19 protein-coding genes are annotated in these 20,432 nt (G+C 62.9%); 14 read left to right on the top strand and 5 right to left on the bottom strand.

What is annotated here, in order from left to right; all coding sequences use genetic code 11:
• The first annotated feature begins 161 nt into the window (after positions 1-161).
• Together G471_RS0107130 and G471_RS0107125 are read left to right on the top strand one after the other, a co-directional pair.
• Positions 162-368, top strand: a complete 207-nt coding sequence (locus tag G471_RS0107130) for a hypothetical protein (protein ID WP_028994744.1) — start codon at positions 162-164, stop codon at positions 366-368.
• A complete protein-coding gene (locus G471_RS0107125) occupies positions 352-783 on the top strand; it encodes a hypothetical protein (protein ID WP_028994743.1) in 432 nt (143 codons plus the stop codon). The genes G471_RS0107130 and G471_RS0107125 overlap by 17 nt, the downstream gene beginning before the upstream one ends.
• A gap of 117 nt (positions 784-900) precedes the next feature.
• Here G471_RS0107125 and G471_RS0107120 read toward each other — a convergent pair whose 3' ends face one another.
• Genes G471_RS0107120 through G471_RS16955 form a run of 5 tightly spaced genes read right to left on the bottom strand, consistent with a single transcriptional unit; the run spans position 901 to position 7,318 of the window.
• Positions 901-2,241: a dihydroorotase gene (locus tag G471_RS0107120; protein ID WP_028994742.1), complete on the bottom strand. Its 1,341-nt coding sequence runs from the start codon at positions 2,239-2,241 to the stop codon at positions 901-903.
• Between the two features lie 2 nt (positions 2,242-2,243).
• Positions 2,244-2,804: a gamma carbonic anhydrase family protein gene (locus tag G471_RS0107115; protein ID WP_028994741.1), complete on the bottom strand. Its 561-nt coding sequence runs from the start codon at positions 2,802-2,804 to the stop codon at positions 2,244-2,246.
• The gene (thrS, locus tag G471_RS0107110) at positions 2,801-4,744 is read right to left on the bottom strand and encodes a threonine--tRNA ligase (RefSeq protein ID WP_028994740.1); all 1,944 of its coding nucleotides are present in this window, start codon (positions 4,742-4,744) and stop codon (positions 2,801-2,803) included. The genes G471_RS0107115 and thrS overlap by 4 nt, the downstream gene beginning before the upstream one ends.
• A gap of 37 nt (positions 4,745-4,781) precedes the next feature.
• Positions 4,782-6,215: a cysteine--tRNA ligase gene (cysS, locus tag G471_RS16960; RefSeq protein WP_043420979.1), complete on the bottom strand. Its 1,434-nt coding sequence runs from the start codon at positions 6,213-6,215 to the stop codon at positions 4,782-4,784.
• Positions 6,212-7,318 (bottom strand): CobW family GTP-binding protein, encoded by a 1,107-nt coding sequence (locus G471_RS16955; protein WP_043420976.1) that lies wholly within the window; start codon positions 7,316-7,318, stop codon positions 6,212-6,214. The genes cysS and G471_RS16955 overlap by 4 nt, the downstream gene beginning before the upstream one ends.
• A gap of 252 nt (positions 7,319-7,570) precedes the next feature.
• Between G471_RS16955 and G471_RS19500 the strand changes: the two genes are divergently transcribed.
• From G471_RS19500 to G471_RS0107040, 12 genes are all read left to right on the top strand, one after another.
• A complete protein-coding gene (locus G471_RS19500; RefSeq protein ID WP_051295329.1) occupies positions 7,571-8,842 on the top strand; it encodes a DUF2325 domain-containing protein in 1,272 nt (423 codons plus the stop codon).
• A gap of 75 nt (positions 8,843-8,917) precedes the next feature.
• Positions 8,918-9,097, top strand: coding sequence for a hemin uptake protein HemP (hemP, locus tag G471_RS0107090; protein WP_028994738.1), 180 nt, complete (start codon positions 8,918-8,920; stop codon positions 9,095-9,097).
• Positions 9,098-9,199: 102 nt separating this feature from the next.
• The gene (locus tag G471_RS0107085) at positions 9,200-9,847 is read left to right on the top strand and encodes an energy transducer TonB (RefSeq protein WP_028994737.1); all 648 of its coding nucleotides are present in this window, start codon (positions 9,200-9,202) and stop codon (positions 9,845-9,847) included.
• A 2-nt stretch (positions 9,848-9,849) separates the two neighbouring features.
• Positions 9,850-10,596 carry a MotA/TolQ/ExbB proton channel family protein gene (locus tag G471_RS0107080; RefSeq protein WP_028994736.1) on the top strand — a complete coding sequence of 249 codons (747 nt, stop codon included), beginning with the start codon at positions 9,850-9,852 and terminating at the stop codon, positions 10,594-10,596.
• A 1-nt stretch (position 10,597) separates the two neighbouring features.
• Entirely contained in the window at positions 10,598-11,020 is a 423-nt protein-coding gene (locus G471_RS0107075) for an ExbD/TolR family protein (protein WP_028994735.1), read from the top strand.
• A 24-nt stretch (positions 11,021-11,044) separates the two neighbouring features.
• On the top strand, positions 11,045-13,204 hold the full coding sequence (locus G471_RS16950; RefSeq protein WP_051295328.1) for a TonB-dependent receptor plug domain-containing protein: 2,160 nt from the start codon (positions 11,045-11,047) through the stop codon (positions 13,202-13,204).
• Positions 13,204-13,701: a TlpA family protein disulfide reductase gene (locus G471_RS18285; protein WP_051295327.1), complete on the top strand. Its 498-nt coding sequence runs from the start codon at positions 13,204-13,206 to the stop codon at positions 13,699-13,701. The genes G471_RS16950 and G471_RS18285 overlap by 1 nt, the downstream gene beginning before the upstream one ends.
• A gap of 12 nt (positions 13,702-13,713) precedes the next feature.
• Positions 13,714-15,654, top strand: coding sequence for a ferrous iron transport protein B (gene feoB, locus G471_RS0107060; RefSeq protein WP_028994734.1), 1,941 nt, complete (start codon positions 13,714-13,716; stop codon positions 15,652-15,654).
• Positions 15,655-15,661: 7 nt separating this feature from the next.
• Positions 15,662-15,904 (top strand): ferrous iron transport protein A, encoded by a 243-nt coding sequence (locus G471_RS0107055; protein WP_028994733.1) that lies wholly within the window; start codon positions 15,662-15,664, stop codon positions 15,902-15,904.
• A gap of 10 nt (positions 15,905-15,914) precedes the next feature.
• A complete protein-coding gene (locus tag G471_RS0107050; RefSeq protein WP_028994732.1) occupies positions 15,915-16,427 on the top strand; it encodes a sigma-70 family RNA polymerase sigma factor in 513 nt (170 codons plus the stop codon).
• A complete protein-coding gene (locus G471_RS0107045) occupies positions 16,424-17,419 on the top strand; it encodes a FecR family protein (protein ID WP_211226396.1) in 996 nt (331 codons plus the stop codon). Before G471_RS0107050 ends, G471_RS0107045 begins: the two co-directional genes overlap by 4 nt.
• 157 nt (positions 17,420-17,576) lie before the next feature.
• Positions 17,577-20,429 carry a TonB-dependent receptor gene (locus G471_RS0107040; RefSeq protein WP_081700141.1) on the top strand — a complete coding sequence of 951 codons (2,853 nt, stop codon included), beginning with the start codon at positions 17,577-17,579 and terminating at the stop codon, positions 20,427-20,429.
• Positions 20,430-20,432 lie beyond the last annotated feature (3 nt).

Below are 20,432 nucleotides of genomic sequence, written 5' to 3'. Positions count from 1 at the left end.
AACGAAACAATTCTTGTTTGACTAAATTCGCTATTCACGTATATTAAGAACCATTCTCACTCACGCGAGGCGCCACATGAACAGCCTGTTGATCCATACCGGTATCGCCGCCACCCTGCTCTGGCTGATGCTGGCCGGCGCCAGTTTCTGAGGAGAAAACCATGCCGAAAAGCGACATCTGGGCCGCCACCCTCAGCCTGGTCCTGATCCACGAAGAGACCGGGTGTCGTCAATCCGCGCTGCACGCGGCACGACTGCTTGAGCATCTGTGCGATCAGGACATTGATCATGAAACCCGTGAATTGTGCGAACGCGCCAGCCAACGCCTGGGTCAGCGTCAGGAGTTACACCATGCTTGCCCCGCTTGAAAACCGCGCCATCCTCGAAAAGGAACCTGCCGAGCCGCAGAGCGCCCTGGAAAGGGAAAACGCCGCCCTGCGCCGCGCCTTGCAGAAAGCCCGCAGCAGCCAGAAGCGGATGATCACGCTCAATGCTGCCCGCAGCATCGAACAAGCCAATCGCATCGCGGTGCTCGAAACACAATCCAGCAATCTACGCGCGCGCATCGCCCAGCTCGAATCCGGCCAGGCCATCATCGAACTGGGCCGGCAACTGATGGAACTGCGGGAAGCCAACGAACAATTGATCGTCGCCGCCCAGCGCGTCTGGCACTTGGACAAGACCATCTGCGCCGCGCACCGCGAGTGCGAGCGCCTGGCCCGCGAGCGCGACGACCTCGCCTTCCGCTTGTGCCAGCACGCCAGCCATCACATCGAACACTAAGTTTCTCACCCTCGCTTCCAGCAAGCCAGCCAGACGCCAGCCAGCTGTTTTTTTAAGCACAGCCAGGTGAAACTTCAGGATGGAACGCATCCTTCTTGACGCGGCTTGATGCTACGGTCAACCGGAAGAATCGCGCAAAAATGAAAGTGCTTGCCCACGGCAGTTCGGCCGTAATTGACCTTCATGCCAGGCAAGCTGACCCGAAACAACCGTAGTGGAAACCCGGCTGCGAAAGCGTCGGCCAACAAAGGGTGACCAGCCGCAACGGCTGAGGATGGGATCGTCCGGTGCATCGATATCGCGGCCGCCAATCAACACCAGATCGGCCCAGTAGCCTTCGCGCAGATAGCCGCGTTCGGCAATCGCAAACAGGTCGGCGACGCGGTGGCTGGTCTTGGCAACCAGCGTCGGCAGGTCGATGACGCCGTCGTGCACCAGCCCCATCAGGCCTGGCAGCGCGTGCTGGACGAGCGGCAGGCCGGACGGTGCCTGGAAGTAGTTGCCGGCCTTTTCTGCCAGCGTGTGCGGCGCGTGATCGGTACCGATCACATCCAGCCGGTTAGTGTTGAGCGCGGCGCGCAGGGCATCGCGGTCAGCCTCGGTTTTGACCGCCGGGTTGCACTTCAGATGACTGCCGAGGATGGCATAGTCCCGCTCGTCAAAGAGCAGGTGATGAACGCAGACTTCGGCGGTGATACGCTTGTCGGCCAGCGGCTTGTCTTCAAAGAGAGCCAGTTCGCGGGCGGTGGAAATGTGCAGCACATGTAGTTGTGTGCCGTGTTTCCTGGCCAGCTCGACCGCCAGCGAGGAGGATTTGTAGCAGGCGTCGGCGTCGCGAATCAGCGGATGGGCCGAGAACGGCACGGCGTCGCCATATTTTTTGCGCCATTTCTCCTCGTTGACCGTAATCGACGGTGTGTCCTCGCAATGGGTGATCAGGATGGTTGGCGCGCAGGCGAACAGGCGCTCCAGCACGGCCGGGTCATCGACCAGCATGTTGCCGGTGGAGGCGCCCATGAAGACCTTGATGCCGGCCACTTGGCGCGGATCAAGCGCGGCCACGGCATCGATGTTGTCGTTGGAGACGCCAAAGTGGAAGGCGTAGTTGGCCAGCGAATCCCGCGCCCCGATGGCTTTCTTTTCCGCCAGCGCCGCCATCGACAGGGTCGGCGGCTTGGTATTCGGCATGTCCATGAAGCTGGTGATGCCGCCAGCCACCGCCGCCGCCGATTCGGTCGCGATACAGCCCTTGTGCGTCAGCCCCGGCTCACGGAAATGCACCTGATCATCGATCATCCCGGGCAGCAGCCATTGCCCGGCGGCGTCGATTTCCTCATCGGCGCTGGCCGCGATGCTAGTCGCAATCTTGTCGATACGGCCATCGCGCACCAGCAGGTCGGATTCAAAAATTTGCCCTTCGTTGACCAGACGGGCGTTGCGGATCAGGAGGGTGGTCATGGTCAGAACTCGTTCTGCAGCTTCTTGTAGCCTTGCACCAACTCATGGTTGGTACGCACGACATCTTCCGAGAATTCGGTTGCTTCTTGCGGCACACGGGGCACAGTTGAAAGATCGGTTTTCGGGCCGATGCGTAGCGTGGAGGAGACGTAGAAACCCGGCGGCAGGTCGGTGCCATCGACCACGGCGTTGTGGCGGATGACGCAGCCATCACCGATGCTGCAATTGAAGACGACGCTGTTGAAGCCGAGAAAGACGTTGTTGCCGACCACGCAGGGACCGTGCACGATGGAGCGGTGGGCAATCGAGGTGTGCTCACCAATATCGACCAGGGCACCGGACTTGGAATGGATGACGACGCCATCCTGGATATTGGAGTGGGCACGGATGCGGATCGGCGCCAAGTCGCCGTCGGCATTCACCTCGTCGGCGCGGATCACGGCGTAGGGGCCGACGAAGACGTTTTCTTCGATGATGACCTTGCCGCAGATGATGGCGGTCTGGTCGACGTAGGCGGATTCGTGGATTTGCGGCAGATCGCCGCGCGGGTTCTTGCGGATCATGTTCTAGACTCGAAGGTGGTGGATAGGTCGTTAACCGGGGGCCAAGCTTCCTGCTGCAAGCGCGCGATGACCTCGTCCAGCGCCAGGCTGCCGAGATCCTCACCCGCTCGCGAGCGAAGTGCGACACGGCCTTCGGCTTTTTCCCTGTCGCCGACGACGAGCAGATAAGGCACTTTCTGCAGCGTGTATTCGCGGATCTTGTAGCCGATCTTTTCGTTGCGCAGATCGACCGAGGCGCGCAGCCCGGCCTTTTTCAAGGCTTGCAACACGCGTTGCGCATAGTCGGCCTGAGCTTCGCTGATGTTGAGCACGACCGCCTGTTGCGGTGCCAGCCAGAGCGGAAAAAGGCCGCTGTAGTGTTCGATCAGGATGCCGGTGAAGCGCTCGAGCGAGCCGAACAGCGCCCGGTGCAGCATGACCGGCCGTTCGCGTTCGCCCTGTTCGTTGATGTAGCTGATGTCGAAGCGCTCGGGCAGGTTGAGGTCAACTTGCAGCGTGCCGCATTGCCAGTCGCGGCCGATGGCGTCGCGCAGCACGAATTCCAGCTTCGGGCCGTAGAAGGCCCCTTCGCCGGGATTGATGCGGTAGGCGATGCCCATCCGGTCGAGCGCGCCGGACAGCGCGCCTTCGAGCTGATCCCAGGTGTCGTCGCTGCCGATACGGTTGGCCGGCCGCGTCGACAGTTTCACGGCAACATCGTCGAAGCCGAAATCGCGGTAGATGGCGAAGACCAGGGCAATGGTGCGGGCGCATTCGTCCTGCATCTGGGCCGGCGTGCAGAAGATGTGCGCATCGTCCTGGGTGAAATGGCGCACGCGCAAGAGTCCGTGCAATGCGCCGGACGGTTCGTAGCGATGCACCTTGCCGAACTCGGCCATGCGCAGCGGCAGGTCGCGGTAGCTTTTCAGCCCCTGGGCAAAGAGGGAAACGGCGCCCGGGCAGTTCATCGGTTTCAGCGCGAACACGCGCTCGTCCTCGGTCGTCGTCGTAAACATCGCTTCGCGATAATTGAACCAGTGGCCGGAGGTTTCCCACAGGCCCCGATCCATCACGTCCGGGGTGTTGATCTCGACATAATCAGCCCGCTCCTGCTGGGTGCGCATGTAGCCGATCAACTGCTGGAACAGGGTCCAGCCTTTCGGGTGCCAGAACACCGAACCCGGTGCGCAGTCGTCAAAGTGGAACAGGTCGAGCTGGGCGCCGAGCTTGCGGTGATCGCGCTTGCCGGCTTCTTCGAGGCGGGTCAGGTAGGCCTTGAGCGCTTTGGCGTCCGCCCAGCAGGTGCCGTAGATACGCTGCAGCATGGCGTTCTTGGCATCGCCGCGCCAATAGGCGCCGGCCACCTTGGTCAGCTTGAAGGCCTGCAGCTTGCCGGTGCTCGGCACGTGCGGGCCGCGACAGAGGTCTTCAAAATCGCCCTGACGGTAAAGCGACACCGTTTCGCCTTCGGGAATGGCGCGGATCAGCTCGGCCTTGTAAGACTCGCCAAGTTGCTCGAAATAGGCGATGGCCTCGTCACGCGGCAACTCGCGCCGGCTGAGCGGCAGATCAGCGGCGGCGAGGTCCTGCATGCGGGCTTCGATCTGCGCCAGATCGTCGGGCGTGAACGGGCGCTCGAAAGCAAAGTCGTAGAAAAAGCCATCCTCGATGACCGGGCCAATGGTGACCTGGGCGCCCGGATGGAGCTGCTTGACGGCCATGGCCAGCAAGTGGGCGCAGGAGTGGCGGAGGATTTCCAGCCCTTCCGGGTCGCGGGCTGTGATCAGGCTGACGCTGGCATCCCGGTCGACGATGAAGGCGCCATCAACCAGCCGACCATCGACCCGGCCGGCCAGGGCGGCCTTGGCCAAACCGGGGCCGATGTCGGCAGCCAGTTCGGCGATGCTGACTGCTTGCGAAAAATGTCGTTGGCTGCCATCGGGCAGGGTGATGCTGGGCATGTTTTAGGGTCTCTTGATGTTGTCAGTGGGGGCAGCCTTACTGGCCGGCGGGACCGGATCGAGCCCGCCGGGATGCCACGGGCTCCGCGTGCAGGCGATGCCAGGTGGTGCCGCTGGCGCTGTCTTCGATACCGATGCCCAGGGCGGCGAGTTCCTGGCGCAGGGCATCGGCGCGGGCGAAATCACGCGCTGCACGGGCGGCTTGCCGCGCGGCAATCAGGGCTTCGATCTGTTCGGGGCTCGGGCCGCTGGCCTGCCCGGTCGCCGCCATGCTGCCTTGCTGCCGCCACTGGGTCGGGTCGGCTTGCAACAGCCCGAGCAAATCGGCGCCATCACGCAGCACGGCGAGTAGCCTGGATTGCTCGTCCGGGTCCGAACATTTGCGCAGGGCGCTGGCGGTTTCGTGCAGACAGGCCAGTGCCAGCGGGGTGTTCAGGTCATCGGCCAGTGCCGCCTCGACGGCTTCGGCACGCACTTTGGGTGGCGGGCTGCCGGTGGCTGGCAGGCTGGCGTACAGGCGGTCGAGCGCTGCCCGGGCCTGATCGAGTGCGCTCAGCGAAAAGTCGAGCGGCTTGCGGTAGTGACCGGCGAGCAAGGCATAGCGGATGACTTCGCCCGGGTAATGCTGCAGCAGGTCGCGCACGGTGCGGAAGTTGCCCAGCGATTTCGACATCTTTTCGCCGTCGACCGTGACATAGCCGTTGTGCAGCCAGTAGCGGCAGTACTGGCTACCATGGGCTCCTTCGCCTTGGGCGATCTCGTTTTCATGGTGCGGAAAGATCAGGTCCTGGCCACCGCCGTGAATGTCGATCGACGACCCGAGGTGGGTGTTGATCATCGCCGTGCATTCGATGTGCCAGCCCGGACGACCGACGCCCCAGGGGCTCTCCCAGCCCGGCTGGGCGGCGGTCGACGGTTTCCACAACACGAAATCGGCTGGATCACGCTTGTAGGGCGCGACTTCGACCCGCGCACCGGCAATCATGTCCTCGCGATTGCGGCCGGAGAGCTTGCCGTAATCCGGCAGCGACGGCACGTGGAAGAGCACGTGGCCTTCGGCGGCGTAGGCATGGCCGCGTTCGATCAGGCACTCGATCAAGGCGATCATCTGCGGCACATGTTCGGTGGCCCAAGGTTCGACGCCGGGCGGCAAGGCATTCAACTGGGCCATGTCCTCACGGTAAGCCGCGGCAAAGCGCTCGGCCAGCACGCGGATAGTCTCGCCGTTGGCGGCTGCAGCCGCGTTGATTTTGTCGTCCACGTCGGTAATGTTGCGGGCGTAAATCACCTGCGGGAAGTGCCGCGCCAGCAGTCGGTAGAGCACATCGAAAACGACCACCGGGCGGGCATTGCCGATATGCACGTAGTTGTAGACGGTGGGCCCGCAGACGTACATCGTGACGCGCTGCGGATCGGCCGGTACAAAGGCTTCCTTCTGCCGGCTCAGCGTGTTGTGCAGGCGAATGGTCATGGCATGCGTCCTTCGGCAACCAGCGCTTCCCGGCGCTCGCCATCAAGCACGCCGCAGAACATGGCGAAAGCTTTCTCGATCAGGAGTTGATCAAGGCCACGCACGATGAACACCAGGCGGCTTTTGCGGTCGTTGTAGGGGGCTTCGGCCGGCCACTCGTCGAGGCGGGTATAGGGGTAATTGGTGTGCTGGACGCACTGAATGACGCGTGGCTTGTCATCACCGATCACATTGAGCAGGCCCTTGATGCGCAGGATGCGGTCGCCCATGCCCTGCAGCAACATACTCACGGCGTCGACGAAACTGACCCACTGCAGCGGCTGGTCGAAAGTCAGGGCGAAGCTGTAAACCTCGGCGTCGTGCCGGTCGACATCGTGGTGATGGTGGTGATGGCCGTGGGCCTTGCGTCGTTCCTCGCGCACCTTTTCCTCGGCCAGCCAGCCGGCGACATCCGGCGTCTTGCTGCCTGGGTCGTAGAGGCCGCAACCGGTCAGCGAGGCCAACGCGACTTCGCCACGGCGTACGAAAATCTGCGGCGCGCCCGGGTTGATCCGGCGCAAGGTCTGACTGATCGCTTCGATGGCCGGACCATCGGCCAGATCGCACTTGCTGAGCAGCAAGCGGTCGGCCATCGCCACCTGCTTGACCGCCTCGGGATGCTGCGCCAGTTGTCCGGCCGCATGCGTCGCATCGACCACGGTCACCACCCCATCGATACGGAAGCGCTCGGCAATGAAAAAGTCTTCCATCAGCGTGAAGATGACCGGCGCCGGATCGGCCAGCCCGGTGGTTTCAATGACTACGCGGTTGATCGGCACGATCTTGCGCTGCAGGCTCTTCATGAACAACTCGGTCAGGCTGCGCGTCAAATCGCCGCGCACCGTGCAGCAGATGCAACCGGAGTCGAGCAGGATCAGGTCTTCGTCGATCTTGGTCACCAGATGGTGGTCGACCGCAACACTACCGAATTCGTTGATCAAAACGGCGGCGTTGGCCATGTCCGGCTGACTGAGCAGGTGATTGAGCAGCGTTGTCTTGCCGGCACCCAAAAAGCCTGTCAGCAGGGTGACAGGTATGCGCCGGTCGCTAGAAAGAACACTCATCGGATTAAGCCTTTTGCTGACGAAGTGAAGGTTATAAAAACAAAATGCAATGTTATAACATTGCATTTTTAACACCAAGACTCCGCGATGGATGAATCAATTCCCGAAATCCACAATTGGACTGGAAGTCGTTGTAACGCCCTCCTTCGGACAAAAGCCATCCCTTGTTTGCATACAGCATCGAGCCAGGTTGACTGAATGCAATCGATAAACGATAATTGTTCTCGTTCGCAACCAAAAGAGAACTGAACCATGGCCGATTATCCCTATCATGTCGCCGGTGGCAGTTTTACACCCAGCCGCCGCCCGCTGGCGTTGTTCGAGTCGATGACCAACGCTGCACCGCAGTTGCCGCAAGACGCCCCGACCAGCTCCCGACGCCGCAAGCTCTGGGAAATCGCCCACAAATTTCACTGCCCGGTGATCGGCACCTGCTTCGATGTCACTGAATTGCGCAGCCTGATGAAAAAGGTGATGCATTTCCCCGCAGACACCACCGATTTCGTCCTGCACACCACGGCCGTTGGCAATTGCGAGGTCCGCAGCAAACTCGCCGAAGTGCTGCACAAGCAACTGGAAAAACGCTATCACGCCACCATCCGTCGCTTTGCCGGCGCCAAGGACAGCGACGCGCTGGGCAAGCTGTGGCGCGAAGCCACCGCCATCGGCAGCGAAATTCCGGCCGCCCTGTGGGCCACCTGGACGCACCCGGCCTGCGACTCGACGCTGGAGCACGAGGTCTATGGCGACATCCACATGATCCAGCATCAGGTCGGCACCGGCACCCGGGCCGATCTGAAGACGTTGAAGTCGCTGCAGGCCGAAAACCGGCAACTCAAACAGCAACTGGAAAAAGCCCGCCAGGAAAACGAATCGCTGCGCCAGGAAAAATCCTCCGAGACCCAGGCACTGGGACAACGCGTCATCGAATTGCGCGCCGAACTGGCCGGGCGTGACGCACTGATCGCCAACCAGGCCGGACAACTTGATCTTTTGCGCAGCAGCCTGCCCGACCTCAAGGACCGGCAGAGCCTGCTGCGCCGCGCCAGCGACGCCGAAGCCCGATGCACTGCCCTGACCGCCGAGGCCGAGGGGCGCGAAACCGAGGTCTGGCACCTGCGCCAACGGCTGCGTCATGCCGAGGAAACGATCAACCAGTTGCTCAGCGAAGACGACGAGGCTTTGAAGCTTGCTGACACCACCGCACCGGAAAATCTTTCCGGCAAATGCGTGTTGTGCGTTGGTGGCCGCACCGGCGCCGTCGATGCCTACCGGCAGGTCGTCGAACAGTCCGGCGGGCGTTTCATGCACCACGACGGCGGCCTCGAAGAGAGCCTGCATCGCATCGACAGCGCGCTGTCCGCTGCCGATCTGGTGATCTGCCAGGCCGGCTGCATCAGCCACAACGCTTACTGGCGGGTGAAGGAGCAATGCCGGCGCACCGGCAAGCCCTGCCTGTTCGTTCGTAACGCCGGGGTTTCCAGTTTTGGCCGGGTGATCAGCCAGGCCTGCACCACCGAGTAAACTTCAATACGAATATTATTGACAATCGTTCTCGTTTAGTTACAATTGGAGACATTCAAGTTACATAAGAAACACATGAACACCCCGCCGAAACCCGCCCCAGATGCCAGCCCCCTGCCAGCAAGCAACGCCTCCCTGCCGCGCGTGGATAGCGGGCAGATTCTGCAAGGTGCCAATACCGTCGAAATCGAACACGCAGGCCAGCGTTATCTGTTGCGCGTGACCCGCGAAAACAAGCTGATCCTGACCAAATAGTTTTTCTCTCCGTTGTAAGACCTTTCCCGTAGCCAGCGCGCCTCCCGGCCAGCAAGCCAAGGGTTTTTTCCTGGCGGGCGCGGAACCAACCGAACAAACGCCATGAGTTACGCTTTATCTCCTCCATCGACCAGCCGCCGCAGCAGCCTGCTGACCATCGTCATCGGCCTCCACGCCGGCGCCCTGTTGCTGGCCCTGGCCGCCAAGACCATGGCGCCACAGATCATGGAAATGCCACTGATCGTCGACCTGCTGCCGGCACCGCAAATCGAAGCGCCGCCCGAGGCCAAGCCGTTGCCGATGGCCAAGCCCGAACCTGTGGTGCGCAAGCCGCTACCCCAACCCAAGACACCGGCCCCAGTCCTAGAAACCACCGCCAGCACAGCGCCAGCCGACAACGCCCCGGTCGCCACGCCTCAGGTCGCCGAACCCACGCCGCCAGCCCCGGCGCCAACGGCCCCGGCAATCAGTCAAGCCCGCTTCGACGCCGACTACCTGCGCAACCCGCCCCCCCCGTATCCGCCGCTATCGCGACGCATGGGCGAGGAAGGCAAGGTCATGCTGCGCGTTTCGGTCAATCCACAAGGCACGGCCGACAGCGTCGAGGTACGCACCTCTTCTGGCAGTAGTCGCCTGGACGAGTCGGCATTGAAGACCGTACGCAACTGGCGATTCATTCCGGCCAAGCGCGGCGATGTCGCCGTTCAGAGTTTCGTCCTGGTCCCCATCATTTTCAAACTGGAGCAATAGCAATGCAGGAAAGCGCACAAGAAAACGTCTTCGGGCTCGCCCATCTATGGGCCCAAGGCGATACCGTTTCCCACTCGGTCGCCATCGTGATTGTCGCCATGTCGATCGCCAGCTGGTACCTGATCCTGGCCAAGGCCTGGGACTGGTGGCGTCTGCGCAAGGCAGCCCGTGCCGTACCCGCATTCTGGGCCGCCAGCAGCGTCGCCGAAGGCATCGAAAAACTGCGCGAGGCCGGTGAAGACAGCCCCTACGCGCAACTGGCCAGCCAGGCCAACTGCTGCAATCACGACTGCGAAGCCGTTACCGGTCGCCTGGTTTCCCAGTTTGATCCGTCCGAGCAGATGGAACGTGCCCTGCGGCAGCAACTGTCGACCACTCAGGCCGGCATGGAAAACGGCCTGACCTTCCTCGCCACGACCGGCGCCACCGCCCCCTTCGTCGGCCTGTTCGGCACCGTCTGGGGCATCTACCACGCGCTGGTCGCCATCGGCATGACCGGCCAGGCCGCGCTGGAAAAAATCGCCGGCCCGGTCGGCGAAGCGCTGATCATGACCGCCGCCGGCCTGGCCGTCGCACTGCCGGCCGTGTTTGCCTACAACACTTTCACCCGCGCCAACCGCGTCATCTTCGCCGACCTCGACGCCTTTGCCCACGATCTGCACGCCTTCTTCACCATCGGCAAGCCGCTGGTCGCCAATAGCGCCCAGATCCACCCGATGCGTGCCCGCGCCGCTGCCGGAGCTGTCTGAGATGGGCATCGGAACCTTCAGTAACGGCGGCAACCAGATGCCGACCGCCGAAATCAACATGGTCCCGCTGATCGACGTGATGCTGGTGCTGCTGATCATCTTCATGATCACCGCACCGCTGATGACGCACTCGGTCAAGGTCGACCTGCCGCGCGCTTCAAGCACGCCCACCCCGGAAAAACCGATGACCCTGCAGGTGGCGATCACCGCCGACAACAAGGTGTTCATCGGTAGCGAACCGGTCGATGCGGCAACGCTGGAAACCCGTTTCCGCGACGCGGTCAGCCAGGACGCCAACGTCGAACTGCACCTCAAGGCTGACCGCGACAGCCGTTACGAAGCCGTCGCCGAAACCATGAGTGCAGCACGCCGGGCGGGACTGAGCAAGATCGGCTTCGTCACCCAACCCGGCAACAACGAATAAACAAAAAAACTCAGGGAGTTCATCATGCAGCACGTCGACCCGAAGCCACTCAGCCTCGCGATCATGCTCGCCTTCGCCGGCCCGGCGCTCGCCGACAAGCAGTTGAGCGAAATCACCGTTTCATCCGGCAAGACCGTGGGTGCCAAGCCGGTGCTGCGTGATGAAATCATCGCCACCGAATCACTCGGCGCACGCGAACTGGAAAAGACCGGCGCCACGATGCTGACCGAAGCACTCGACAAACGTCCAGGTATCTCGGTGCAGACCGAATGCTCGATCTGCAACGTGCGCAACGTCGTGCTCAACAACCTGCCGGGTCGCTACACCACGCTGCTGATCGACAGCATCCCGATCTTCTCGTCGGTGTCCACCGCCTACGGTCTGGACAGCGTCAGCCTCGGCGGTGTCGAGCGCATCGATATTTCCCGCGGCGCCGGTACCAGCCTGATTGCGCCGGAAGCGCTGGCCGGTTCGGTCAACATGGTCACCCGCCGCCCGACCAAGGACGAGTTCATCGGCGTCCAGCAATTCGGCTCCTACGGCCACATCAATACCGACCTGTTCGGCGCCAAGGTCTTCCAGGGGGGCGCCCTGACCGCCAATTTCAATCACAACGGCCACGACTCAGTCGACGCCGATGGCAACAAGGTTTCCGAATACACCGGCTTCAAGCGCAACCTTGGTGGCATCGGCTTCTTCCTCGATGATGTGGGCGGATTCAGCATCAAGGGGCGCCTGGACATCGTCGACGAAAAACGCATGGGCGGCGCCATGGGCGATGACTACGCGAAGGTCAAGGCCGACCAAAGCGGCAACCCCTTCCTGTGGAGCAAAGGCAAGAATGGCTCGCCAAGCAATGCCGGCTGGGTGACGGTGGATGGTTTCGACAGTGATGGCAGCGGTTTCATTGGCGACCATCCGGACGATGTGGCAGCCGGTGGCATTCGCAATTACGACGACGGTCTGGGCGGCATGTCGGAAATCATTTTCACCGACCGCCAGCAGTTCATCTCCAGCGCCACGCACAAGCTCGGCGACGGCAGCTTGCGTTTCGCCGTCGGCCTGGCCAAGCACAAGCAGGACTCCTACTACGAACATGCAATCTACAAGGCCGAGCAGACCCAGTACTACCTGGAAGCCAGCACCCAGCAGCCGATCGGCGCCACGCTGGTGACCGGCGGCGTCACCTACCGCTACGAAGACCTGAAGAGCAAGGGCGCAATGGCCGACGGCACGCCCAACGACGGTATCGACGACTACAAGTACAAAACCCCGGGCTTGTTCCTGCAGGCCTACCACGCCTTCCTCGACGGTGTCGTCGAGGTGAACGGTTCGGTTCGCTACGACGACCACAACATTTTCGGCGGCATCACCAGCCCGCGCTTCAACGTGCTGTGGAACCACAGCCACGAACTGAACAGCCGCTTCGCGGTAGGCCGTGGCTTCCGGGCACCGACCTCGTTCTTCGAACAGGATCACGGCATTCTCGATACCTCGCGCATCGTCCGCGACATCGACAAGGCCGAGATTTCCGACAATGCGTCCTACGCCCTCTCGTACGCCGGGGATCGTCTGGCCTGGGTCAGTTCGCTGAATTACAACAAGATCAAGAACATGGCGATGATCGACTCCGGGGCCACCGACCCGGTTTCGGGGGCCCCCATCACCTTGTTTACCTCGGCCAAGAAGCCAGTCACGGTCATCGGCGGCGACATCACGCTGACCTACAAGCTGACGCCGACACTGGAAACCACCGTCGCTGCCGAACGCTTCAGCTATCGTTTCTCGGAGCCCGGCACGCTCGCCTTCGCCCGTCCGGAAACCCGCGCCTACCTGCGCCTCGACTACGAGAGCGGCCCCTGGACCGGGATGATCCGCGGTACCTGGACCGGCCCGATGGACCTGAAGAAGTTCTACGACTACGCCAACACGCCGCGCTACAACTTCGACGGCACGCGCAAGATGGACAAGAGTCCGGACTATTGGACCATCGATTTGCGCGGTGAATACCGGCTCGACAAGCGCTGGTCGCTGTTCCTCGGCGTCGACAACCTGACCGACTTCAAGCAGTCGGACAAGGAAAGCATGCTCTGGGTCGATGGGGCCGGCAATTACGATGTCACCCAGATCTGGGGCCCGAATCGTGGCCGCTTCGTCTACGGCGGCGTAAAACTGGCCCTGTGATGCGGCGACTTGCCCTCATTCTCAGCCTGCTTGCCCAGACCAGCACAGCCTTGGCGACCGATCCCCCGTCGGTCGCCAAGGCAGCGCTCGACTTCGAACTTTCCGACGGCCACCGCTTCGTCACCCTGGCGTCGCTGCCGGCACAGCCGACGGTCATCAACTTCTGGCGCGCTGACTGCCCACCCTGCGTCCGCGAAATGCCCGAGCTTGCCGCCCTCGCCCGCGCCGGCCGGGTGCGCGTGATCACCGTCGCCCTGCAGCGCCCGGCCGAAACCGCCGCCGCACCAGCCGCCATCCAGGCGGCGCTGCAACCGCCGCTGCTCTCCTTGCACGGTCCGGGCGAACCGCGCGGGCTGCTCGCCCGCTTCGGTAACCGCGCCGGCGCCCTGCCCCACACCGTCATCCTCGACACCGATCGCCGCGCCTGCGCGCAGCACACTGGTGAAATCAACCGCCGCTGGCTGGCCGAAGCGCTGGCCACCTGCGGCAAAACCTGAACCGGGAAGTCCATGAACGCCACCACCGCCAACGCCATCCTTCTGGTCGGCCACCCCAACGTCGGCAAGTCCGTCCTCTTCCACCGCCTGACCGGCGCCTACGTCAACGTCTCGAACTATCCCGGGACCACCGTCGAAGTGACCCGCGCCAGCGCCCGCTTCGATCCTCAGGCGGCGCTGCTCGACACGCCGGGCGTGCTCGCGCTGCCGTCGCGCAGCGACGACGAGCGGGCGACCATGCGCGCGCTGCTCAACGAGTCGAGCCGCTGCCTGGTCCAGGTCGGCGACGCCAAGAACCTGCGCCGGACGCTGACCCTGACCGCGCTGCTCGCCGAACTCGGCGTCCCCATGGTGCTGGCCCTGAACATGCACGACGAGGCGACCGCGCGCGGCGTCACCGTCGACATCCCGGCGCTCGCCGAACAACTGGCGATTCCGGTGCTGGCCACCGTCGCCACCGGCGGCGAAGGCATCGGCGAGCTGACCGGCAGCGTCGCCCGCGCCGGCGTCGCCGACCGCATGCTGCGCTACGACCCGGCCCGCGAAGCCGACATCGAGGCGCTCGCCGCCGCCATCACCGAACACGCACCGCACCCGCGCCTGGCGGCACGCGGCCTGGCCATCCTCTTCCTCGGCAACGACAGCGAAGTCGAAGGCTGGCTGCGCGAACACGCCGGCGACGCTTACGGTCAACTCGACAATCTGCGCAAAAATGCCGTCGACCGTGCACCGGGCGATCTGCCCGGCCTGCTCGCCCGCGAGCGCACCGAAGCCGCCGACGCACTGGCCGCCACCGTCACCCGCCGCGCCGTCAACAGCAGCCCGCTGCTCTCGCAGCGCATCGGCCAGGCCGTCGTCCATCCGCTGTGGGGCATTCCCATCCTGCTCGCCGTGCTCTACGCGGTGTACCAGTTCGTCGGCGTCTTCGGCGCGACGACGCTGGTCGGCCTGCTTGAGGAAGACCTTTTCGAAGGCATCCTCAACCCCGGCTTCACCGGGCTGGTCCAGGGCTGGTTCGGCGAAGGCCTGCTCAGCGAACTGCTGGTCGGCGACTACGGCCTGTGGACGATGGGCATGACCTACGCGCTGGCGCTGATCCTGCCGATCGTCACCACCTTCTTCATCGCCTTCGGCGTGCTCGAGGATTCCGGCTACCTGCCGCGCCTGTCGGTGATCGCCAACCGCCTGTTCGCGGCAATCGGCCTCAACGGCCGCGCCGTGCTGCCGATGGTCCTCGGCCTCGGCTGCGTGACGATGGCGACGCTGACCACGCGCATCCTGCATTCGCCGCGCGAACGCCTGATCACCGTCTTCCTGCTGGCGCTGGCGATTCCCTGCTCGGCCCAGCTCGGCGTCGTCCTCGGCATGCTTGGCGGCGTGTCGTTTTCTGCCGTACTCATCTGGACCCTGGCCATGGTCGGCGTCCTGCTGCTCGCCGGCTTCCTCGCCGCCAAGCTGATCCCCGGCCGGCGCATCCCCCTGGTCACCGAACTGCCGCCGATGCGCCTGCCGATCGCCGGCAACGTCGTCAAGAAGACCGCCGGCCGCCTCAAGTGGTACCTGATCGAAGTCATCCCGCTGTTCCTGATCGGCACCTTCCTGATGTTCGCACTCGACAAGGTCGGCATCCTGCCGGCCATCATCGAAGCCGGCGAACCGCTGGTCAGCGGCTGGCTCGGCCTGCCCAAGGAAGCCTCGGCTGCCTTCGTCATGGGTTTCCTGCGCCGCGACTTCGGCGCCACCGGCCTGTTCGCCATGGCCGATGCCCTCGACCCGATCCAGGCCATCGTCGGCATGATCACGATCACGCTGTTCATCCCCTGCTTCGCCAGCCTGCTGATGATGGTCAAGGAACGCGGCATGAAGACCGCCGTCGCCATGGTCGCGATCATCGTTCCCTTCGCCTTCTTCATCGGCGGCCTGTTCAACCTCGCCCTGCGCGCCCTCTGGTAAGACGACCATGAGCCAACACAACGAAGCCCGCCTTCCCCTCGCTTTCATCGCCCCCGGCAGCGAAGTCCGCCTCGCCGGGCTGGGCGACGAGATCGACCCGCTCCAGCGCGAGCAGCTGACCGCCTACGGTCTGGCCGAAACGCAGTCGCTCAAGGTGCTCCAGCAAAAACCGATGACGGTGATCCTCGCCGACCAGGTCGAGCTCGCGCTCGAACACGCGGTCGCCCGCCACATCTGGGTCGTCAGCTGAGCCCCGGGCGATGTCCGCTGCTACCAGCCCGGATCCGCTGCACCAGCTATACGCCAGCCACCATGGCTGGCTGCACGGCTGGTTGCGGCGCAAGCTTGGCTGCCCGGAGCATGCCGCCGACGTCGCCCAGGACACCTTCCTCCGCCTGATCGGCTCGCGCGACGTGCTGCTCGCGCTGTGCGAGCCGCGTGCCTGGCTGACCACCACCGCCAACCGCCTGATCATTGACCGGGCCCGCCGCAACGCCATCGAGCAGGCATGGCTCAACGAACTGGCGGCACTGACCGACCCGCTCGCCGGCTTCGCCTCGCCGGAAGAACAATTGCTCGCCGCCGAGGCGCTGGCGCAGATCGCCGCCGCCCTCGAAACGGTTCCGGCCAAGGCCGGCGAAGCTTTCCTGCTGCACTACCTGGACGGACTGACGCACGCCGAGATCGGCGAACGCCTCGGCGTCGGTCCACGCATGGTGCGCAAGTACCTGGTTCAGTGCCTGGTCGCCTGCGCCCCGGCTGATCCCGCGTGAACAGCCGCCTGCCGAACACGCCGGAAACCCTGGCCGCCCAGGCTGCCGACTGGATTGTCCGCCTGTCCGCCGACGACCCGGATGAGCGACGCACAGCCGAAGCCGGCTTCACCGCCTGGAAACAGGCTGATCCGCGCCACGCCGCTGCGGCAGCCCGACTTGAAGCGCTGATCGGCCAGCTCGACCACATCCGCGACAGAGGCAGCCAGATCCCGGCCCGGCAAGCCTTACGCACCCTCCGAGCACAATCTTCACCGCGCCGTATCGTCGCCGCCCTGGCCCTGGGTGCGGCCCTCCTACTGCCCGGCTGGCTGGCGCTGCAATCAGCACCACCAACGGTGCTGCTCGCCGACCTGCGCACCGGCAGCGGCGAATGGATCGACCAGCGGCTGGCCGACGGCAGCCGGCTGTCGCTCAACGGCAATTCCGCGGTCAACCTCGAATTCGACGCAAAAACCCGCACCATCGCGCTGCTGCGCGGCGAAATCCTGGTCGACGTCGTCCCCGACCGCGACCGCCCCTTCGTGGTCAGCACCGCGCACGGCAGCATCCGCGCGCTGGGCACGCGCTTCCTGGTCAGCCGCGAGGCCGACGCGACCGTGCTCAGCATGATCGAGTCGCGCGTCGAGGTCAGCATCGACGGCCAGCCCCGGCCGCTCGTCGTCGGCGCAGGCCAGCGCCTGCGCTTCGGCAGCGACGACGCCGGCGAACTGGCCGCGGTCGACGGCGAGCTGCTCGAAACCGCCTGGCAGCGGCACCAGCTGGTCGTCCGCAACGAGCCGCTGGGCAAGGTTCTCGAGCAACTCGCCCGGCACCGCCCTGGCGTGATCCGCTACGATGCCGCAGCACTCGCCGGCCTGCACGTTTCTGCCGTGCTACCGCTCGACGATACCGACCGCGCCCTGCAACTGCTCATCAACAACTTCCCCGGCCTGCGCATCCGCACGCTGACGCCCTACCTGGTCGTCGTCGATCACCCGAAAACCCGCTGAAGATTTTTTTGCCCGGACAGTTCCGCTTTCGCGATCTCGTCCGTCAATACCCATGAAAGACGAGATTGGGTAGCCACGCAGCATCCACAGTCGCGCCAGCCAGTTCCGGTACTCGTCCCTGCCCGCCCGGGCTTGCCAACCCCAATGGACGCCGACGATGACTAAACCGACCACTCCCCCGACCCGCCACGGCCGCCTGCGCACCCGCCTGAAGCCGCTGGTTTTCCTCACCCACCTGGCCTTGACCGCGACCCTCGCTGCCACCACAGCACCAATCGCCTATGCCCAGGCCAACCGCCACTACGACATTCCGGCCGGCCCGCTCGACGCCGCACTCAACCGCTTCGCGGTGCAATCCGGCGTTTCGCTGGCGATCGACGCCGAAAAGCTCAAGGGCCTGAACAGCGAAGGACTCAAGGGCAACTACGCAATCGACGCCGGTTTCACCGCACTGCTGCGCAACACCGGCTACGGCGTCGCCCGCACGCCCTCCGGCTACATCCTGGTCGCGCTGCCGAAGAGCGTCGAAGCGTCTGCCGGCAGCACCCGCGAGGCACAACTGGCACCAGTCATCGTTGTCGATCAACGTGAGCCTTTGGGTACGACGGTAATCAGCCGCAGAACCATTGAAGCAATGCCTGCCGGCAACGGAGACATCACCAGCCTGCTCAAAACTGTCCCGAACATCCAGTTCGACAACAAACAGCAGAGCAGCAAGACTCCCGGGGAAATCGCGCCCGCTGACATCAGCATCAATGGCGCCAAGTACTACCAAAACGCATTCATTGTTGACGGCACAAATTTCAATAACGACATCGACCCCGGCGAACGAACCGAATCCAGGATCAATTCCCTTGCTGATGTTCCCGGACAAAGCCAGGGCTTGGCCCTGGACACCGACTTGCTCGACAGCATCACTGTGTACGACAGCAACGTACCCGCGTCCTACGGCCAATTCAATGGGGGCGTTGTCGAAGCCAAAACGCGCAAACCCAGCAAGGAACTGCGCGGCAAGATTTCCTACCAGATGTCGCGGTCCTCGTGGACCCGCTATCACATTGACGACAGAGAACAGCAGGATTTTGAGAATTCCTCGTCGCACTTCGATCAACCCGAGTTCGAAAAAACCATCCTGCGTGCCACGCTGGAGGGCCATCTGACAGAAAACTTCGGGCTGATGGCCAACATCTCGCAGAAGCGTTCGACCGTTCCGACGAGTTTCTACTCGTCTACCAACGTAGCAACCATGGGGGTCCAGAAGCGAGACCAGGAACGCTCGATCGACAACTATTTTCTCAAAGCATTCTGGAAACCAGTCAGCCGGCTTGACCTGGAAGGCAGCATCACACATGCACCGGAACAAAACACCTACTGGCGAGGCAATGCTGCCAATTCCTCTTTCGAGACCCGTAACGGAGGGAAACTGTTAACGCTGGCTGCCAAATGGGATGGCGACGCGGTCAAATTCAATCAGAGCCTTTCCTATAGCGAATTCGATCAATCCCGAGACTCGGATTTCGATGACTGGTACACGTGGCGAAAATCCTCGAGCAAATTCTGGGGTATCGGCAACACCGCAAGCACCAGCAGTCTTGAAGGAGGCTACGGAGATATCGAGCAACAGCAAAAGACATGGCGCTACAAGGCCAGCGGCGACTGGAACACATTCAATCTTCTCGGCATGCAACACAGCATCCAGAGCGGCTTCGAATTTTCTCACCAACAGGTCAACTACAAACGCCTGACCGAAAACAGTACCTACACGACACCAGTTTCGACAGCTACCTGCACCAACAGTAGCGGTGTCGTGGTCGATGCCTGTTCGCTGGGCACCACAGTCAACGGATGGCCTGGTCAACTCCTGACGCGGCGCACCCGTTTCGCCAAGGGGGAATTTGATTTCACCGTCACCCAATGGGGCGCCTGGCTACAGGATGATTTGGAAATCGGGCGCCTATCCTTGCGTCCTGGCGTTCGAGTGGACGGCGACGACTACACCAACAAAACGACTGTCGCCCCGCGACTGGCCATCAAGTATGACCTGTTCGCCGACAGCACCACCATCCTGAATGCCGGCGTCAATCGTTACTATGGCCGCAACATCACCGGCCTGCGTCTGCGCGAGGGGCGCAACCGTCTGCGCTACAACAGCGAGCAGCGAAACACCGTTGATTCCACCTGGACGGTGGGCACTAGGGCCGCCGACAACATGAAGTTCAATCAGCTCGATATTCCTTACGACGACGAGCTGATGGCCGGCATCGAACAACAATGGCGAGGGTTCAACTACCGCCTGAAATATGTCCATCGTCAGGGCCGAGACCAAATCATCCAGGTCAAGGGCAGCAGCATCGGCGAACCGTCTACCGACCCGACCAATCTCTCCAGTAGCTATACGACATACACCAACGGTGGCAAGAGCGAAACCGACGTTGTGTCATTCACAGTGACTCCGCTTGAAGAGTTTAGCTGGCTCGGCACCCGAACCAAAGGCCAATTGGCCCTTGACTGGTGGCAGAGCAAGAGTAACGCCCCGGACTACATTGACACCGACACCGACATTTACCTTGCCAACCCGTACATTCAGTACAAGGGCAGCGTGATGCGCTATACCGATCGTCCGGCAGAAAACTTCAACCGCCCATGGACTCTGCGTCTCAGCACCGAAACCAGGATCCCGCAATGGAATCTCACCTGGTCGAACTTCCTTCGCTATCGCGCGGCTTACAAAGCCGTCGGTCAAGTTGCCTCAGCCAACACCTCGGGGGTATTCCATGAAGGAATACAAATCGCGGTCTGGGAAGAGCGCAGCTACAAGCCCGCCCTTACCTGGGATCTGCGCCTCGGCTGGGAATACCCGACAACTCGTGATCAAGCCTTCTTCGTCAATTTCGATGTCTTCAACGTACTCGATAAGGCTTCGGTTGCCCAAAGCAGTGTCAGTTCCAGCACCATCCCCACCTACGAAATCGGCCGCCAGTTCTGGGTAGAGCTTGGCTACCGTTTCTGACTT

The sequence above is a fragment of the Azonexus hydrophilus DSM 23864 genome (assembly GCF_000429605.1).
Taxonomy (GTDB): domain Bacteria; phylum Pseudomonadota; class Gammaproteobacteria; order Burkholderiales; family Rhodocyclaceae; genus Azonexus; species Azonexus hydrophilus.
This window is presented reverse-complemented; position numbering and strand designations above follow the sequence as displayed.

What these genes read in the sequence shown, in the direction of transcription:
- cysS (WP_043420979.1), bottom strand. Translation starts at nt 6,215, where the DNA reads ATGACCATTCGCCTGCACAACACGCTGAGCCGGCAGAAGGAAGCCTTT.
- G471_RS16950 (WP_051295328.1), top strand. Translation starts at nt 11,045, where the DNA reads ATGCAGCACGTCGACCCGAAGCCACTCAGCCTCGCGATCATGCTCGCC.
- G471_RS0107130 (WP_028994744.1), top strand. Translation starts at nt 162, where the DNA reads ATGCCGAAAAGCGACATCTGGGCCGCCACCCTCAGCCTGGTCCTGATC.
- feoB (WP_028994734.1), top strand. Translation starts at nt 13,714, where the DNA reads ATGAACGCCACCACCGCCAACGCCATCCTTCTGGTCGGCCACCCCAAC.
- G471_RS0107050 (WP_028994732.1), top strand. Translation starts at nt 15,915, where the DNA reads ATGTCCGCTGCTACCAGCCCGGATCCGCTGCACCAGCTATACGCCAGC.
- hemP (WP_028994738.1), top strand. Translation starts at nt 8,918, where the DNA reads ATGAACACCCCGCCGAAACCCGCCCCAGATGCCAGCCCCCTGCCAGCA.
- G471_RS0107080 (WP_028994736.1), top strand. Translation starts at nt 9,850, where the DNA reads ATGCAGGAAAGCGCACAAGAAAACGTCTTCGGGCTCGCCCATCTATGG.
- G471_RS0107040 (WP_081700141.1), top strand. Translation starts at nt 17,577, where the DNA reads ATGACTAAACCGACCACTCCCCCGACCCGCCACGGCCGCCTGCGCACC.
- G471_RS0107075 (WP_028994735.1), top strand. Translation starts at nt 10,598, where the DNA reads ATGGGCATCGGAACCTTCAGTAACGGCGGCAACCAGATGCCGACCGCC.
- G471_RS0107125 (WP_028994743.1), top strand. Translation starts at nt 352, where the DNA reads ATGCTTGCCCCGCTTGAAAACCGCGCCATCCTCGAAAAGGAACCTGCC.
- G471_RS0107055 (WP_028994733.1), top strand. Translation starts at nt 15,662, where the DNA reads ATGAGCCAACACAACGAAGCCCGCCTTCCCCTCGCTTTCATCGCCCCC.
- thrS (WP_028994740.1), bottom strand. Translation starts at nt 4,744, where the DNA reads ATGCCCAGCATCACCCTGCCCGATGGCAGCCAACGACATTTTTCGCAA.
- G471_RS0107115 (WP_028994741.1), bottom strand. Translation starts at nt 2,804, where the DNA reads ATGATCCGCAAGAACCCGCGCGGCGATCTGCCGCAAATCCACGAATCC.
- G471_RS0107085 (WP_028994737.1), top strand. Translation starts at nt 9,200, where the DNA reads ATGAGTTACGCTTTATCTCCTCCATCGACCAGCCGCCGCAGCAGCCTG.
- G471_RS18285 (WP_051295327.1), top strand. Translation starts at nt 13,204, where the DNA reads ATGCGGCGACTTGCCCTCATTCTCAGCCTGCTTGCCCAGACCAGCACA.
- G471_RS19500 (WP_051295329.1), top strand. Translation starts at nt 7,571, where the DNA reads ATGGCCGATTATCCCTATCATGTCGCCGGTGGCAGTTTTACACCCAGC.
- G471_RS16955 (WP_043420976.1), bottom strand. Translation starts at nt 7,318, where the DNA reads ATGAGTGTTCTTTCTAGCGACCGGCGCATACCTGTCACCCTGCTGACA.
- G471_RS0107120 (WP_028994742.1), bottom strand. Translation starts at nt 2,241, where the DNA reads ATGACCACCCTCCTGATCCGCAACGCCCGTCTGGTCAACGAAGGGCAA.